This is a genomic window from Streptomyces misionensis (assembly GCF_007896895.1).
GTDB lineage: Bacteria > Actinomycetota > Actinomycetes > Streptomycetales > Streptomycetaceae > Streptomyces > Streptomyces misionensis_A.
Window position 1 is genome coordinate 1 of record NZ_VOGW01000209.1, and the last position, 16,225, is coordinate 16,225.

The window sequence follows — 16,225 nt, forward strand, 5'->3', positions numbered from 1 at the left end:
GGGGGTCGCCGCGTTCAACGAGAAGCGGAAGCCGCAGTGGCCGGGCGAGTAGGTGCCCGGGGCCACCGCTCACCCGCGCCGCCCACCAACGTCACAAACCGCCCAAACTCTCCCTAACCTGGAGTAATGGGTGACGACAAGCGGCTTGCCGCAGTGGTGGCACTGGCCCAGGGGATGGCCGCGGCGCACACCCCCCGGGACTCGTGGGAGGCCGCCGCTCTCGGCGCCTGCCGCGCGCTGGACGGCAGTTTCGCCGCGCTGTCGGTGTGGGAGCGGGACCTGGGCCGGCTGCGGGTGCTGGTGAACGTCGGGGACCGGCGCCCGGACGAGGAGCAGTTCCCGGACGCCGAGGCCTACCCGGTGCACCAGTTCCCGGAGATCACCGAGTTCCTGCACGAACGCTGGGCCGGCGGCGGTGGCCCCAACGCCTGGGTGGAGACCGCCGAGGGCACCGCCGCCGGCACCCCCGGCTACTTCCACCGGCGCGTCGCCGCGCTGCGCCGCCGCGGCCGCGGCTGCTGCGTCGTCGCCCCCGTCGTGCTGCACGGCAGGGCCTGGGGCGAGGTGTACGTCGCCCGCGCCATCGGGTGTCCCGTCTTCGGCCGCGCCGACGCCGACTTCGCCACCGTGCTCGCCGCGGTCGTCGCCGCCGGGCTCGCGCAGACCGAGCAGCTGGAGGAGGCCCGCAGGCTCGCCTTCACCGACTCCCTCACCGGCCTCGCCAACCGCCGGGCCGTCGACGTCCACCTGGAGGAGGCGATCGAGCGGCACCGGGCGGACGGCGCCGTCGTCAGCCTCGTGGTCTGCGATCTCAACGGGCTCAAGCGGGTCAACGACACCCAGGGGCACGCCGTCGGCGACCGGCTCCTGGAGCGCTTCGGGTCGGTGCTGTCGCTGTGCGGGGCGATGGTGCCGGGCGCCCTCGCCGCGCGGCTCGGCGGGGACGAGTTCTGCCTGCTCGCGGTCGGTCCGCCCGCCGACGAGGTGGTCAAGGCGGCGGACGAGCTGTGCCGCCGGGCGGGCGTGCTGGAGCTGGGGGAGGGGGTGGCCTGCGGGGTCGCCTCGACCGAGGACCCGATCGGCCCGGTGGACGACGCCCGGCGGCTCTTCCGGCTCGCGGACGCCGCCCAGTACCGGGCCAAGGCCCTGCGCGCGGACCGCCCCGTGGTGGCCGGCCGGGAGGGGCCGGACGATCCGGTCGTCCGCCTCGCCGACGAGCCGCCGCCCTCCCGCGCCGAACGCCGCCGCTTCCGCGGCCGCCGGCCGTGAGGCGAAGGCCACATCGTCCCGTAAGGGGCGCTCCCCGGCCCCACTAGTGACATCACTGCATTCAATGCGTACGCTCCTGAATATGGATATGCACACTGTGGTGGTGGGGACGTCCGGTGTCTCGGCGTCCGACGTTCTCGCCGTGGCGCGCGGCGCTGCCCGCATCGAGCTGTCGGAGGAGGCGGTGGCCGCCCTGGCCGCGGCCCGCGAGATCGTGGACGCGCTGGCGGCCAAGCCGGACCCGGTCTACGGCGTCTCCACCGGCTTCGGCGCCCTGGCGACCCGGCACATCAGCCCGGAGCTCCGTGCCCAGCTGCAGCGCAACATCGTCCGCTCGCACGCCGCCGGCATGGGCCCGCGGGTGGAGCGCGAAGTCGTACGGGCCCTGATGTTCCTGCGGCTGAAGACGGTGTGCTCCGGGCACACCGGCGTGCGCCCCGAGGTGGCGCAGACCATGGCCGACGTGCTCAACGCCGGGATCACCCCGGTCGTGCACGAGTACGGCTCCCTCGGCTGCTCCGGCGACCTCGCCCCGCTGTCGCACTGCGCACTGACCCTGATGGGAGAGGGCGAGGCCGAGGGCTCCGACGGGGTCGTACGGCCCGCGGGCGAACTGCTCGCCGCGCACGGGATCCAGCCGGTCGAGCTGCGCGAGAAGGAGGGGCTCGCCCTCCTCAACGGCACCGACGGCATGCTCGGCATGCTGGTCATGGCCCTCGCCGACCTCGACACCCTCTACAAGTCCGCCGACATCACCGCCGCCCTCACCCTGGAGGCGCTGCTCGGCACCGACAAGGTGCTCGCGCCCGAGCTGCACGCCATCCGCCCGCACCCGGGCCAGGGCGACTCCGCCGCCAACATGCTGGCCGTGCTGAAGGGCTCCCAGCTCACCGGGCACCACCAGGACGACGCCCCGCGCGTCCAGGACGCCTACTCGGTGCGCTGCGCCCCGCAGGTCGCGGGTGCCGGCCGGGACACCATGGCGCACGCCCGCCTGGTCGCCGAGCGCGAGCTGGCCTCCGCCGTGGACAACCCGGTGGTGCTGCCCGGGGGCACCTCCGGGGGAGGGCGCGTGGAGTCCAACGGCAACTTCCACGGCGCCCCGGTCGCCTACGTCCTCGACTTCCTCGCGATCGCCGCCGCCGACCTCGGCTCCATCGCCGAGCGCCGCACCGACCGGCTGCTGGACAAGAACCGCAGCCACGGCCTGCCGCCGTTCCTCGCCGACGACGCCGGTGTGGACTCCGGTCTGATGATCGCCCAGTACACGCAGGCCGCCCTGGTCAGCGAGATGAAGCGGCTCGCCGTCCCGGCCTCGGCCGACTCGATCCCGTCCTCCGCGATGCAGGAGGACCACGTCTCCATGGGCTGGTCGGCCGCGCGCAAGCTGCGCACCGCCGTGGACAACCTGACCCGGATCATCGCCGTCGAGCTGTACGCGGCCACCCGCGCCCTGGAGCTGCGCGAGGGTCTGAGCCCGGCGCCCGCCTCCCGGGCCGTGATCGAGGCCGTCCGCGCCGCCGGTGTCCAGGGCCCCGGCCCGGACCGCTTCCTCGCCCCCGACCTGGCCGCGGCCGACGCCTTCGTGCGCGGCGGCCACCTGGTCGCGGCCGCGGAGACGGTCACCGGCCCGCTGCGGTGAACCGGGGAAACCCGCTGCGGTGAGCGTGAAAAAGGGGCCCTGTCGCCGTACAGGGCCCCCGCTTCTTCCCCCTCACGTGAGCTTGGCCTCCTGGGCCTTCACCTCACGTGAGCCTGGCCTCCTGGGCCTTCACCACCGCCGGGGTCACCGCGTAGGCCTTCTTGGCCATCATCGAGCCCAGGTTCACCGTGAAGTAGCCGGACAGGGTGCTGCCGTGCCGGTCGACCTCGCCGTACACCGGGGCCACGTCCCCGTCCGTCTCGCTGAACGCGGCGAACGCCACCGAGCCGTCCCCGCCGCCCGCGGCCTTCTCCTCGGTCACCTTGGTGAACTTCACCTTGGTGCCCGCCTGTTCGCCGACGAAGCCGCCCGCGCACGCCTTCACCGCGGCCGACACCGCCTTCAGGGCCTGCTCGGCGCCGCCGCCGTCGTACGAGGCGAGCGTCACCGTGGTGACGTCCCGGTCCAGGGACTTCTGGAGCTCTCCCTCGAACTTGTTCTCGTCCAGGTCCTCCAGGGACGTCGGCTTGCCCGACGGCCGCTTCTTCGCCTTCTCGGTGGCGAGCTGGTCGGTGCTGGCCTGCGCGTCGGCGGGCGGGAGCCCGCTGAGCACCCGGGTCAGGGGGCGGCAGTCCGCGTTGTCGGTGGTGATCCGCTTGGCCTTGGCCTGCTTGACCGGTCCGACGTCGAACCCGGGCAGCTCGTCACCGGTGACGACGAGCTTCTTCAACTCGGCGGCGCTCAGGGCTTTTTCAGGGCTCTTGCCCTTGGCGGCCGAGGAACTGTCCGAAGACTCCCCGGAACAGCCCGTGACAAGGGCGAACGACAGCGCGCTCACAGCGACGGCGGCGCACAGTCGCACGCCCGATGATCTCTTCATGGGCGAACTATGTGATCACTGTTAAAGATCAGTCAAGAGAGATTAAAACCCCAGGCGTTCGCGGCGCACCGAATACACCACGAATCCGGCGCCCAGAGCGAGGAACAGACTGCCGCCGACGACGTACGGGGTGGTGTCCGGACTTCCGGTGTCGGCGAGTTGCGCGTGGTCGTCCGCCGCGCGGTCCCCGGTCTGCGTGGTGTCCGCCGATATCGCTCCGGCCCGCTCGGTGACCGGCGCGGAGAGGGCGGAGACGGAGCCGGCCGCCGTGTCTCTCGCCGGGGTTTCCTGGGACGCGTTCGCGGACGGGACGAACCACAGGGCGCAGAGCAGGGTGCCCGCGGCGGTGGCGGTCAGCAACGGGCGGCGAGCGGATGACACGGAATATCGATCCCCTTGTGACGCTGGCGAATTGGCCGTGTGGGGCGATGTTAGTGAAAGGCGCGGGTCACGGGAAAGTCACGGGAGGTTTCGGCCGTACGCTCGCGCCATGAGTGACGAAGAGACATCACGTTTTGTGCGGCTTCGCGTGGAGCTGGTGGTCGAGGTGCAGGACGAGGACGGGCTGGCCAAGGCCGCACTGCGCCGGCTCGCCGCGGACCCGGAGCTGCCGGAGGCCGAGCGCGGTCAGGCCGAGAGCGCTGTGACGGAAGACACCGCGGAGGCCCTGGCGTACCTCGTGGATCCGTTCGACCTGGTCAGCGAGGTGCCCGGGGTGGAACTCCAGCAGGCCTCCTGGTCCAGCGAGCGGATCGACTACGACCCTGACTCGCCCGAATGGGACATGGACGAGGATGATGGGCAGGACGACGAAGAAGAGGACGGCATCGGCTGAACGTCCCGGGGCACTCCAGACCCCGGACGGCAACCGCCGTCCGGGGTTTCGCCGTCTCAGGGGGGCGCACGCAACGGCCACGCACCACGCACCGCCCGGCGGCGGACCGCCAGCCGCCTCGCGGGGTGGTGTGCCCCACAATCCGGCGGATCCGGAACGGGACGAACCGGCCGTAGCGTTGAAGGTCCTCACGGGGAACTCTCGGGGTTATCTGCGACTCGGCAACGATGGAGAAGTTTGTGATGACGGACGGTAAGCGGCGCAAGGGCCTGGTGGCCGCGTCCGCTCTGCTCGGTGGTGTGCTGATGCTCTCGGCCTGTTCCGGAGGGGACAAGGCCTCGGCCCACGGCAACGGCGAATCATCGCAGGCCCAGGCCGACGCGGCGGCGGCCAAGAAGTCGTCGGAGGCACAGATCGCCGTGACGCCGAAGGACGGCTCGAACAACGCGTCGATCAACAACTCCGGTACCGTCACGGTCAGCAAGGGCACGCTCACCACGGTCACCATGACCACCGAGGACGGCAAGAGCGTCGCCGGCCAGCTGTCCGCGGACAAGACCAGCTGGAAGCCGACCGTCCAGCTGGAGCGGTCCACCACCTACAAGATCGCCGCGGAGGCCAAGGACTCCCAGGGCCGCATAGCCCACGAGAACGCGTCCTTCACCACCGTCTCCCCGACCAACAGTTTCATCGGCTCCTTCACCCCCGACAACGGCTCGACCGTCGGCGTGGGCATGCCGGTCTCGATCAACTTCGACAAGGCGATCACCAACAAGGCGGCCGTGCAGAAGGGCATCACGGTCAGCTCCAGCAGCGGCCAGGAGGTCGCCTGCCACTGGTTCGGCGCCAACCGCATGGACTGCCGCCCCCAGGACTACTGGAAGGAAGGCTCCACCGTCACCCTGAAGCTCGCCCTCGACGGCGTCCAGGGCGCCAGCGGCGTCTACGGCGTCCAGCAGAAGACGGTCACCTTCCACATCGGCCGCAACCAGGTCTCCTACGTCGACGCGCAGACCCACCAGATGAAGGTCACGCAGGACGGCAAGGTCGTCAAGACCATCCCGATCTCCGCCGGTTCCCCCGAGCACACCACCTACGAGGGGCAGATGGTGATCTCGGAGAAGTTCAAGCAGACCCGCATGAACGGCGCGACGGTCGGCTTCACCGACGACGACGGCAAGGGCGAGTACGACATCAAGGACGTGCCGCACGCCATGCGCCTGACCACCTCCGGCACCTTCATCCACGGCAACTACTGGGGCGCCCCCTCGGTGTTCGGCAGCGTCAACACCAGCCACGGCTGCGTCGGCCTGCGGGACGCCAAGGGCGCCGGCGACCCGAGCACCCCGGCCGCCTGGTTCTACAACCACTCGCTGATCGGTGACGTCGTGGTCATCCAGCACACCGGCGACAAGACCGTCTCCCCGGACAACGGCCTCAACGGCTGGAACATGGACTGGGCCCAGTGGAAGGCCGGTTCGGCCGTCTGAGCCCCCCTCCTGCCCCGAGCGAGTGCCGCCCCCCGAGTGGGCGGCACTCGCCGTTTCCGGGCCTTCTCATCGCCCTCTTATGACGGCCTCACGGTGCCGTCACGCTGCGCTCCTAACGTGCCGCCATGTTCTTCACCTACCTGAGACGCGAACTGCGTCGCCGCAGGAAGGCGGCGCTCGTCGTCGCCTCCGGCCTCGCGCTGGGCATCGCGCTGGTCATCGTGGTCAACTCCGTGGCCAACGGCATGGGCAAGGCCCAGGACAAGGTCCTGCAGTCGCTCTACGGCCTCGGTACGGACATGACGGTCACCAAGGCGGCCACGCCCGCGGCCGCAGGCGGACAGCAGCCCCGCTTCCAGTTCGGCGCGCGCGGCGAGGGCGACAAGACGACGCAGAGCAGCGACCGGGTCCGGGTGCAGGGCTTCACCACCCTCGCCTCCTCCACCGTCGACAAAGTCGCGGGCCAGCAGGGCGTGGCAGCGGCGGCCGGCGGGCTGAACCTCTCCGTGGTCAAGGTCAGCGGCACCTTCACCCGCGGCCAGTTCCAGCAGGGCGGCGGCGCGGACGGATTCCGGCGCGGCGGTGCCTCCGGCGGCCCGCAGGGCGAAGTCAAGGGCGGCGGCGCCGACTTCGGCATCAACCAGTACTCGGTCTACGGCACCGACGTCACCCGGACCGGGCTCGGCCCGCTGACCTCCTCGAAGATCACCGGCGGCCGCGGATTCAAGACCACCGAGACGAACGCCAAGGTGGCCGTGGCCGACTCGGCGTACGCCAAGGAGAAGAAGTACAAGGTCGGCTCCACCGTCACCATCAAGGGCACCGCGTACAAGGTGATCGGCATCGCCACCGCGGACAGCGGCGACTCGGCGGCCGACCTGTACATCCCGCTGAAGCAGGCGCAGACCCTCGCGGACGAGAAGGACAAGGTCACCACGATCTACGTCAGGGCGACCGACTCCCAGCGGATCGACACCGTCAAGAGCGCCATCCAGAAGAACGTCTCCGGCACGACGGTCACCACCTCCTCCGACCTCGCCAAGACGGTCTCGGGCTCCCTGTCCACCGCCTCCTCGCTCGCCACCGACGTCGGCAAGTGGCTCTCGATCGCCGTGCTCGTCGCCGCGTTCCTGGTCGCCGGCCTGCTCACCTCCTCCGCGGTCTCCCGCCGGGTCCGCGAGTTCGGCACCCTGAAGGCGCTGGGCTGGAAGTCGGGCCGGGTCACCCGGCAGGTGGTCGGCGAGGCCGTCGTCAACGGCCTGGTGGGCGGCGTCCTCGGCATCGCCCTGGGCCTCGCGGGCGCCTACGTCGTCACCGCGATCAGCCCCACCCTGACCGCCCAACTGGGCGCGAGCGGAGGCGGCTTCGGCGGTGACCGGCCCGGCGGCGGCACCTTCGGCGGCGCCGGTGGCGCGGGCTTCGGCGGCCCCGGCCGGCAGGCGGCGAAGTCCCTGGAGATCGCCCTCACGGCCCCGGTGAGCGTGACGACCATCGCCCTGGCGGTGTGCCTCGCGGTGGCGGGCGGCCTGATCGCGGGGGCGTTCGGCGGCTGGCGCGCCTCGCGCCTGCGACCGGCGGACGCACTGAGGCGGGTGGAGTAACGGCCGCGCAGCGCACCCACCCCCGACCTTCCCAGGAGCCACCATGTACGACCTCAAGAACGTCACCAAGCGCTACACCCGGGGCAAGGAGACCGTCCACGCCCTCGACGGCGTCGACCTGACCATCGGCGACGGCGACCGCCTCGTCATCCAGGGCCCCACCGGCGGCGGCAAGTCCACCCTCCTCCAGATGCTCGGCGGCCTGGACCGCCCCACCTCCGGCGAGGTCGTCCTCGACGGCACGGACCTGGCCACGCTCGGCGAGGCCCGGCTGACCCGGGTCCGCAGCGAGAACATCGGCTTCGTCTTCCAGTCGTTCAACCTGATCCCGACCCTCACCGCCCAGGAGAACGTGGAGACCGCCCTCGTCCCCCTCGGCATCAAGGCGCGGGAACGGCGCGAACTGGCCGCCGACGCGCTGAACTCCGTGGGTCTCGGCGAACGCCTCGGCCACCTCCCCTCGGAGATGTCCGGCGGTCAGCAGCAGCGCGTCGCCATCGCCCGCGCGCTGGTGAAGAGGCCCAAGGTGCTGCTCGCCGACGAGCCGACCGGCAACCTCGACGAGGGCATGCGCGACGAGATCATGGACGTGCTCGAACGCCTGTGGCAGGAGCACGGGCTGACCTTCGTCATGGTCACCCACGACTCCGCCCTCGCGAAGAAGGCCCCCCGGCTGGTCACCATCCGCAAGGGCAAGATCACGGTGAAGGAGAACGCCGGGGCCTGAGGGGCCGCGCGGACGTCCCCGCACGGGTGGCGTCCGTGCCCCAACTGGCCAGCAGACGCAGGGACTCGGCGGACGGGGAGCCGGGTTCCGCGTGATAGACGAGCAGGGACTGGTCGGTGCCGTCCGAGAGCCGGAGGGACTCGAAGTTCAGGGCCAGGTCGCCCACCAGCGGGTGGTGCAGCCGCTTGACGCCGTGGCTCTTCTCCTTGACGTCGTGCGTCGCCCACAGCCGGCGGAACTCCTCGCTCTTCACGGAGAGTTCGCCCACCAGGGCGGACAGGCGCGGGTCGTCCGGCCAGCAGCCCGCGTCCATGCGCAGGGCGCAGACGATGTCGATCGCCTTCTGCTCCCAGTCGACGAACAGCTCCCGGTACTCGGGCCGGAGGAACACCAGCCGCGCCCAGTTGCGCTCGGCCGCCGGCAGGTCGTCCCAGTCCCCGAAGACCGCGGCCGCCATCCGGTTCCAGGCGAGGATCTCCGAGCGCCGGCCCACGACGTACGCCGGTACGCCCTCCATCGTGTCCAGCAGCTGCCGCAGCGCCGGGCGCACGTGCTGCTGGCGGGCCGCGGGCCTCTTCTTGTGCGACTTCGGCTTGGCCAGGTGCGTCAGATGCGCGTGCTCCGCGTCGGTGAGGCGCAGGGCGCGGGCGATGGAGTCCAGGACCTCCGCCGAGACGTTGCGGCCGTTGCCCTGCTCCAGGCGCGTGTAGTAAGCCACCGACACCCCGGCCAGCTGCGCCAGTTCCTCCCGGCGCAGTCCCGGCACCCGGCGGTGCCGGCCGAAGTCGGGCAGGCCCACGTCCTCCGGCTTCAGCCGGGCCCGCCGGCTGCGCAGGAACTCGCTGAGTTCGGCCCGCCGGTCCAGGGGCGGGCCGGCGACCGCTGCTTGCGGCTGTTCGTCCATACCACCAGTATCCGGTGGGCCCGCCGGTCGTGGGCGTGCCAGCCTGATCCCGCCAGTGGTAGGCACCGCGGTCGTACGCAAAGGCGTGGGCTGGGTGGCGGGGGCGGGACGGGGCAAGCTGGGTGGTGCGCTCGGTGGACGAACAGCCGGCGCATGCCAGATCTCGCGAGGGAGAACCCCGACATGACCAGTGTTGCCGCGTACGCCGCGCCCGCGCCCAAGGCCCCTCTGGAGCGGACCACCATCGAGCGACGGGCGGTCGGCGAGTTCGACGTACTGATCGACATCAAGTTCGCCGGCATCTGCCACTCCGACATCCACCAGGTCCGCGAGGGCTGGGGCAAGGCCATCTTCCCGATGGTGCCGGGCCACGAGATCGCCGGGATCGTCGCCGAGGTCGGCTCCGGTGTGACGAAGTACGCCGTCGGCGACCGCGTGGGCGTCGGCTGCATGGTCGACTCCTGCCGGGAGTGCGACAACTGCAAGGCCGGCCTCCAGCAGTACTGCGACCAGCGTCCGACCATGACCTACAACGGCATCGGCAAGGACGGCCGGCCCACCTACGGCGGCTACTCGCAGAAGATCGTCGTGGACGAGAACTACGTCGTCCGCATCCCCGACGGGCTCGCCCTCGACGTGGCCGCGCCGCTGCTGTGCGCCGGTATCACCACCTACTCCCCGTTGAAGCACTGGAACGCCGGCCCCGGCAAGAAGGTCGCCGTCGTCGGCTTCGGCGGACTGGGCCACGTGGGCGTCAAGATCGCCCACGCGCTCGGCGCCGAGGTGACCGTCCTGTCCCAGTCGCTGCGCAAGAAGGACGACGGCCTGAAGCTGGGCGCCGACCACTACCACGCCACCAGCGACCCGAAGACCTTCGAGGACCTCAAGGGCACCTTCGACCTCATCCTCAACACCGTCTCGGCGCCGCTCGACTTCGCCGCGTTCCTGTCCCTGCTGCGCACGGACGGCGCCATGGTGAACGTGGGCCTGCCCGAGGAGCCGGTCCAGATCGTCCTCCAGTCCCTCTTCGGCAACCGCCGCAGCGTCAGCAGCTCCAGCATCGGCGGCATCCCGGAGACCCAGGAGATGCTGGACTTCTGCGCCGAGCACAACCTGGGCGCGGAGATCGAACTCATCGGCGCGTCCGAGATCAACGACGCCTACGAGCGGGTCCTGGCGAGTGATGTCCGGTACCGCTTCGTGATCGACACGGCGACGATCTGACCGGTGACGCCGGGCCGCGCCCGGCCGCCCGCCGTGCCCGCGGCGCGCGGCCGGGCGCGCGTGCGTCGGGACTCGTCACCGGGGGCCGCCCGGCTCACAGCCGGCTGTACGTGTCGATGTCCTCACCGAACTCCTTGATCGCCCGGAGGGTGAGGGTGGGGCGGGTCTCGGAGACGGCGGCCATGTAGTCCTCGGTGCCCGCCGGGCGGCCCCGGCGCTCGGTGACCTCGCGTTCGAAGGCCGACTGCGCCCCCTTGCGGGCGGCGAACTCGATGTCGGCCGGGGTGAACAGCTCGGTGGCGGCGACCAGCCGGCCGAGGTCGACCGAGTCGCCCGCGTCCCTGAGGTAGCGGGTCCAGATCGCCGCGCGGGCGGTCGGGTCCGGCGGGCCGATGGGGATGACGTAGTCGAACCGCCCCGGCCGCAGGAAGGCCGGGTCGAGGGAGCGCACGGAGTTGGTGGCGCACACCAGCAGCCGGGCGTCCGGCTCGCGGAACACGGGGATCAGCTTGAGGAGTTCGTTGGTCACCCCGTGCCCGGGATCGACCGCCTTGCCGGAGCGCACGGCGGCGATCTCCTCCACCTCGTCGATGAACAGCACCACCGAGTCCAGCTCCGCCAGGTCCGCGAAGGCCTCCCGCAGCGCCGTGGCCAGCCCCTCGCTGGTGTCGGCGGCGAGCCGGGACGGGAACAGCTCCACGAACGGCCAGCCGAGCCGGGAGGCGACCGCCTTGGCGAAGCTGGTCTTGCCGGTACCGGGCGGCCCGAACAGGATGACCGACTTGGGCGGCACGACGCCGTAGCGGTCGGCCAGCGCCGGTTCCGTCAACGGCAGCACCACCCGCCGCTCCACGACCTGCTTCTCCCGCTCCATGCCGGCCATGGCGTCCCACAGCCCCTCGGGCAGCATCCGCCCGCCGAGCGCGGCGAGGACGTCGGCGTTGGCGGCGCCGAGCGGTTCGAGCTTCTCGAAGTAGGTGAGGTCGCCGCGGCTGCGGTAACCGGTGTTCACCAGCGCCTGCGAACCGGCGGCGCCCGCGGGCAGCAGCGCGCTGATGTGCCGCACCCCCAGCGCCCGCAGCCGCCGCTCCAGCTCGGCGAGGAGGGCGCTGCCGATCCCGCGCTCGCGCCAGCGGGCGGCGAGCGCCATCAGCAGGATCCAGCCCCGCTTGCCCTGGGCCTGGGCCACGGCCATCCCCACCAGCTCGTCCCCGACCACGGCGACCACCGCCGTCTGCCCGGCCTTCGCCGCGGCCATCACCTCGGACACCGGGAACACCGGGTCCTCGTCGGCCTGCCGGGACTGGTCCCAGATCTGGACGGCCTGATCGAGGTCGTCGTCGTGATACTCGCGCAGGTGCCATGCGGGCATGGGGACACCACCCTCACCGCCGGGGGGTCTTCCATTGTCTCCGCGGGCGGTGAGGATGACACCTCAGGCGGCCGGCGCCCGCGCGCCGGTCAGGCGGCCACCGCTCCCACGGTCTCGTTGCGGACCCGGCAGTAGTACTCCGCCGGGTCGCCCCGGTAGCTCCACGGCAGGGCGTCCACATGGCCGTCGACCAGCAGGAACTGCTCCAGGGCCGCGTCGTGCCGGTCCTGGAGGTGCAGGTAGTAGGCGAGCAGGTGGCGCAGCTGGGCGAGGCCGGGACGGTCGGGGTCGGCGGCCGCGCAGGCCGCGGCGTCGGCGAGGCCCGCGTCGACCAGGGCGAGCATCTCGGGGGTGCTGTCCACCGCGACGTCGGTGGTGTCGTCGTGCTCGAAGTGCGCGATCAGCGGCAGCGCCGTCAGCAGACTGCCGGGCGGCGCCCCGGCCGCCGCGCGCTCGGCGAACTCGGCCGCCAGCCGCTTCGAGCCGCGCCACTTCGCGCACCAGTACTGGAGCGCCGCGAAGTGCGCCGCGAAGTGGTGCGGGGCGCGCGTGGTGATCTGCGCCCACAGCTTGTCCATCTCGGCGTGCGGATACCCGAGGCCGAGCGCCACCCAGACCTCCACCACGTACGGCGTCGGGTCCTCGGGGTTCAGCTCCGCGGCCCGCGCGATCTCCTCGCGGGCCGCGGCAAGCGTGCGGTGGAAGCCGTCGAACTGCTCCCGGGTCGTGGACCCCGCCCGCTGCGCGCCGCGCAGCTCCCACGCGAGATGCACCGTGCCCTGCGCCCTGACCACGGCCGCGTCCGGGTCCCCGGGACGCGCGGTCTGCCAGGCCGTCAGCCAGCCGTCCTCCCGGGCCGCGAACGTGCCCAGCAGCGAGACGATCGACGAACGGCGTTCCCAGTCCCGCCCGTTGGCGTGCAGCAGCGCCGCCGCGGGCTGCCAGTCACCGCCGCGCGCCGCCTCCAGGGCGGCCGACCAGGCGGCGGGCACGGGCGCCGAGTGCTCGGTGTCCTGCCGCTCCGGGGGCAGCAGCCCCCGCTGCTCGGCGGCGACCGCCGTCTCGTCCGGGTCCGGCGGGCTCGGGGAGAACAGTTCCTTCAGGAACACGCCGGTGAGCCACACGGCGGCGATCACCACGGGCAGGGCCAGGATGCCCAGGATCCACAGGAGCACGGTCATCGGTCGGTGCGGTCCGTTCGTCTCGTCAGAGGGAGCCGGCGGAAGGCCGGCGGGACGGGGTGGTCACGCGGGCTGCGGAGCCGGCGGCAGCAGGGCGCGCAGGGCACCGGTGTCGGGCCGGTCCGCGAGGGCCGCGTCCAGCGCCGCCTCCAGGGCGGCCTCCGGGTCCGTAGCTCCGTCCCCGCTCGGCGCCGTGGGCTCGCCGGGCAGCCGTACCTCGGCCGGGCGGGACCAGGAGAACTCCCAGCTCAGCAGCGAACGCGCGCTGAACTCGGCCAGCACCATGGTCCGCAGCGACCGGCGCAGCACCGGCCGGGCGAACTCGCGCCGTGCCCGGCCCCGCGCCGCGGACGCCTCCGGCGAGAGCGGCAACCGGTCGGCCACCTGCCACAGCCGGCCGTCGTCGACGAGCTCCAGCAGCGCGGCCAGCGTCGGCGGCCGCCCGGTGTAAGCGGCCAGCGCCTGGTGCAGCGGGGTCCGCGCGGCGGACAGGCCCGAGGCCATCGAGGCGTCCAGCAGTTCCGGCCAGCCGGTGGCGCGCCCGAAGCGCAGCACCTCGTCGGTCAGGACGGCGTCCTCCAGCGCGGCCAGCGTCCGCCGCGGGTCGGTGAGCAGGGCGAGCGCCGGACCGGTCGCGTCCGCGGCGCGGCCGTCGGCGGGCAGCGCCTCGATCCGCCGCACCCGCTCGGCGATCGGCGGATGCGAGTCGTACGCGTCCTCCGTCTCCTCGGGCAGCTCCGTGCGCAGCCGCTCCAGCTCCTGCTCACGGGCGGCCAGCAACCGGCCGAAGCCGCCGAAGAACTCGCCGCGCGGCGGCAGCAGCCGGGCCGACAGCCCGAGGGTGGCGTAGGAGTCCAGGTAGAAGCCGTGGGAGACGGACAGCACCGGGATCTCGCGCAGCGTGGCGGCCGTCGCGTCGCGCCCCGCGATCCGGGCGGCGACCCGGTCGGCGGCGAACTCCTGGCCGCGCGCCGTGGACAGGGAGGCGCGCAGATACAACTTGGCGTACAGGGTGTAGATCGCGGCCATCACCCGGTACATCGCCCCGGAACCCGAGGTGTCGACCGCCTTCGCCTTCTTCCCCCTGGCGACCCGCTTGGCCGCGGACCGCTCCTGCTTGGCCCGGTCGGCGGCCACCTTGCCGTCCGCCCGCTCGTGGAACTGCTCGATGACCCGGCCGATCTGCACACGGCCCCGCACCACCAGCGCGGACAGCCGGGTGTCACCGCCGGTGAAGTGCCCGTACTCATGGCCGAGCACGGACCTCAGCTGGGTCTGCGTGAGACCGATCAGCAGTGGTACGCCCAGGTAGAGGCGGCGCGGACCGGGGAGCAGACCGAGCAGCCGCGGGTCCTCGCTGACCGCCGCGTTGACCTCGCCGGTGAGCCGGATCCGGTCGGGGGCCCGGGTGCCGGCCGCCGCCGCGACCTCCCGGACCAGCGCCCACAGCCGGGGCTCTGCCGCCTCGGTGACGTCGATCCCGGGGCCGTCGTCGCCCTTCGGGGTGCGCAGCATCAGCATGCCGCGCACGACGGGTATGGCCAGCAGCACGGTGACGAAGCCGAGCTTGAACACCAGGGGGCCGTGCCCCCAGGTGAAGGCGGCGATGTCCACGCCGACCAGCGCGGCCAGCAGGACCAGGCTCAGCAGATAGAAGCCGAGCAGCAGCACAAGAGCGCGCAGCGCACGCAGGGTTGCGCCCATCGGGTGGATCCCCCCCCCACAGGACCTCGGATACGGGAAAAGGGACGGGTGCGGCAGGCCCTCGCCGACGGATGTCGGTGCGCGTGCCACGGTGTGGGGGGATGCCGGAGTATGCCCTACCGCAGGTCAGAAGGGCAATCGGGTTGTTCGCCGGACCGGGCCGGGGGGCGCCGGGGGCGGATCGGGGTCAGCCGGGCAGGCCGGCCGGGTTGCCGCCGTTGGCCTCGTAACCGGCCACCGCGAGGGCGCGGTAGACGGCGAACTCGGCCGCCGGATCGGCCGACAGGGTCCAGGGCAGGGCGCCGACATGACCGTCGACGCGTATCAGCTGGTGCATGGCCTCCGCCCAGCGCTCGGCGCGCACGAGGAAGAAGACCAGCATGTGGCGGACGTGCGGGAGCACCGGGTCGTCCGAGCGGGCCTCCTGCACGGCGTGCTGCGCGCCCAGGATCGCCTTGGCGATGACCTCGCCGCGGTACAGGCTCAGCACCAGGTTCACCTCGGGGAGGTGCTCGAAGACCGCGAACAGCGGCAGCGCGGCCAGCAGCGAGCCCCGCGGGGCGCGGGCGGCGGCCGCCTCGGCGAAGGCGTACGCCTGCTCACGCGAGCCGTGCCACTTCTCGCACCAGTAGTGCAGCGCGGCCAGGTGGGCGCCCATGTGGTGCGGGGCGCGGTCCAGGACCTTCAGCCACAGCCGCTCGAACTCCTCCCGGGAGCAGCCGAGACCCCGGGCGACGGCCAGCTCGATGATGTGCGGCACCGGGTCGGCGGGTGCCAGGGCGGCCGCCTGCCCGCACACCTCCCGGGCCTCCTCCATGATGAGCCGGAAGTCCTTCGCGCCCTCCGCCGAGGCCCGCCAGCCCTGCTGCACCAGGAACTCCGCGTGCACGGCGGCACCGCCCGCGTCCTGCGGCCGCTCGGCCCGCCACACCCGCAGCCACTGGCCGCCCGGCGTCTCGTGCACCCCGCCCGGCCGCCGGCGCAGCTCCAGCGCGGCCGCCCCGGCGAGGGCCTGCACCCGCTGCCAGCGCAGCTCGCCGTCCGTCTCGGTGCCGGCCAGCAGCTGGGCCGCCGCCGTGTAGTCCTGGGTGCGCTGCACCAGTTCCAACGCGTCCAGGAGGTCCTGGTCCGGGCCGGGCAGGCGTATGTCCAGCTCCTCCTGGCGCAGGAAGCCGTAGGCCGCGGGGTCGGCGGCGTCCGGGTGGCCCGGGTGCACCTGCTCGATCATCCCGCGCCTGCGCCGCACGAGCGGGAGCACCACGAAGCTCAGCATGAGCAGCGCCATGAGCAGCCAGAGAATCGCCATGCCCCAAGCGAACCAGACACGACCGACAATTGACCAACCCCGCCCCGGGCCTGTGGACAACTCCGTTGCGGATCATGACAACCCGTGAGA

At 72.4% G+C, this 16,225-nt stretch carries 14 protein-coding genes; 7 read left to right on the forward strand and 7 right to left on the reverse strand.

The window, feature by feature from the left end; all coding sequences use genetic code 11:
* Positions 1-126 precede the first annotated feature (126 nt).
* Positions 127-1,269 (forward strand): GGDEF domain-containing protein, encoded by a 1,143-nt coding sequence (locus FRZ03_RS38410; protein WP_146469795.1) that lies wholly within the window; start codon positions 127-129, stop codon positions 1,267-1,269.
* An 88-nt stretch (positions 1,270-1,357) separates the two neighbouring features.
* Positions 1,358-2,911, forward strand: a complete 1,554-nt coding sequence (gene hutH / locus FRZ03_RS38415; protein WP_146469822.1) for a histidine ammonia-lyase — start codon at positions 1,358-1,360, stop codon at positions 2,909-2,911.
* A gap of 103 nt (positions 2,912-3,014) precedes the next feature.
* Here hutH and FRZ03_RS38420 read toward each other — a convergent pair whose 3' ends face one another.
* Together FRZ03_RS38420 and FRZ03_RS38425 are read right to left on the reverse strand one after the other, a co-directional pair.
* Complete coding sequence (locus tag FRZ03_RS38420; RefSeq protein ID WP_261399515.1) at positions 3,015-3,791, reverse strand: hypothetical protein; 777 nt, start codon at positions 3,789-3,791, stop codon at positions 3,015-3,017.
* A 42-nt stretch (positions 3,792-3,833) separates the two neighbouring features.
* On the reverse strand, positions 3,834-4,172 hold the full coding sequence (locus FRZ03_RS38425) for an LAETG motif-containing sortase-dependent surface protein (RefSeq protein WP_146469796.1): 339 nt from the start codon (positions 4,170-4,172) through the stop codon (positions 3,834-3,836).
* A 109-nt stretch (positions 4,173-4,281) separates the two neighbouring features.
* Between FRZ03_RS38425 and FRZ03_RS38430 the strand changes: the two genes are divergently transcribed.
* From FRZ03_RS38430 to FRZ03_RS38445, 4 genes are all read left to right on the forward strand, one after another.
* Entirely contained in the window at positions 4,282-4,626 is a 345-nt protein-coding gene (locus FRZ03_RS38430) for a hypothetical protein (RefSeq protein ID WP_186785834.1), read from the forward strand.
* Positions 4,627-4,868: 242 nt separating this feature from the next.
* Positions 4,869-6,116 carry a L,D-transpeptidase gene (locus FRZ03_RS38435; protein WP_146469797.1) on the forward strand — a complete coding sequence of 416 codons (1,248 nt, stop codon included), beginning with the start codon at positions 4,869-4,871 and terminating at the stop codon, positions 6,114-6,116.
* 125 nt (positions 6,117-6,241) lie between these two features.
* Entirely contained in the window at positions 6,242-7,717 is a 1,476-nt protein-coding gene (locus FRZ03_RS38440; protein ID WP_146469798.1) for an ABC transporter permease, read from the forward strand.
* 43 nt (positions 7,718-7,760) lie between these two features.
* Positions 7,761-8,444 carry an ABC transporter ATP-binding protein gene (locus tag FRZ03_RS38445; RefSeq protein WP_146469799.1) on the forward strand — a complete coding sequence of 228 codons (684 nt, stop codon included), beginning with the start codon at positions 7,761-7,763 and terminating at the stop codon, positions 8,442-8,444.
* Here FRZ03_RS38445 and FRZ03_RS38450 read toward each other — a convergent pair.
* A complete protein-coding gene (locus tag FRZ03_RS38450) occupies positions 8,416-9,348 on the reverse strand; it encodes a helix-turn-helix transcriptional regulator (RefSeq protein ID WP_146469800.1) in 933 nt (310 codons plus the stop codon). The genes FRZ03_RS38445 and FRZ03_RS38450 overlap by 29 nt on opposite strands.
* A gap of 183 nt (positions 9,349-9,531) precedes the next feature.
* Here FRZ03_RS38450 and FRZ03_RS38455 point away from each other — a divergent pair, with 183 nt between their 5' ends.
* Positions 9,532-10,572 (forward strand): NAD(P)-dependent alcohol dehydrogenase, encoded by a 1,041-nt coding sequence (locus tag FRZ03_RS38455; RefSeq protein ID WP_146469801.1) that lies wholly within the window; start codon positions 9,532-9,534, stop codon positions 10,570-10,572.
* A 94-nt stretch (positions 10,573-10,666) separates the two neighbouring features.
* Here FRZ03_RS38455 and FRZ03_RS38460 read toward each other — a convergent pair whose 3' ends face one another.
* The 4 genes from FRZ03_RS38460 to FRZ03_RS38475 form a co-directional block, all read right to left on the reverse strand.
* On the reverse strand, positions 10,667-11,944 hold the full coding sequence (locus tag FRZ03_RS38460; protein ID WP_146469802.1) for an ATP-binding protein: 1,278 nt from the start codon (positions 11,942-11,944) through the stop codon (positions 10,667-10,669).
* Positions 11,945-12,033: 89 nt separating this feature from the next.
* Positions 12,034-13,125 (reverse strand): hypothetical protein, encoded by a 1,092-nt coding sequence (locus FRZ03_RS38465; RefSeq protein ID WP_146469803.1) that lies wholly within the window; start codon positions 13,123-13,125, stop codon positions 12,034-12,036.
* Positions 13,126-13,188: 63 nt separating this feature from the next.
* Positions 13,189-14,829 (reverse strand): M48 family metalloprotease, encoded by a 1,641-nt coding sequence (locus FRZ03_RS38470; protein WP_146469804.1) that lies wholly within the window; start codon positions 14,827-14,829, stop codon positions 13,189-13,191.
* Between the two features lie 187 nt (positions 14,830-15,016).
* Positions 15,017-16,135 carry a hypothetical protein gene (locus tag FRZ03_RS38475; protein ID WP_146469805.1) on the reverse strand — a complete coding sequence of 373 codons (1,119 nt, stop codon included), beginning with the start codon at positions 16,133-16,135 and terminating at the stop codon, positions 15,017-15,019.
* Between the last annotated feature and the right edge of the window lie 90 nt (positions 16,136-16,225).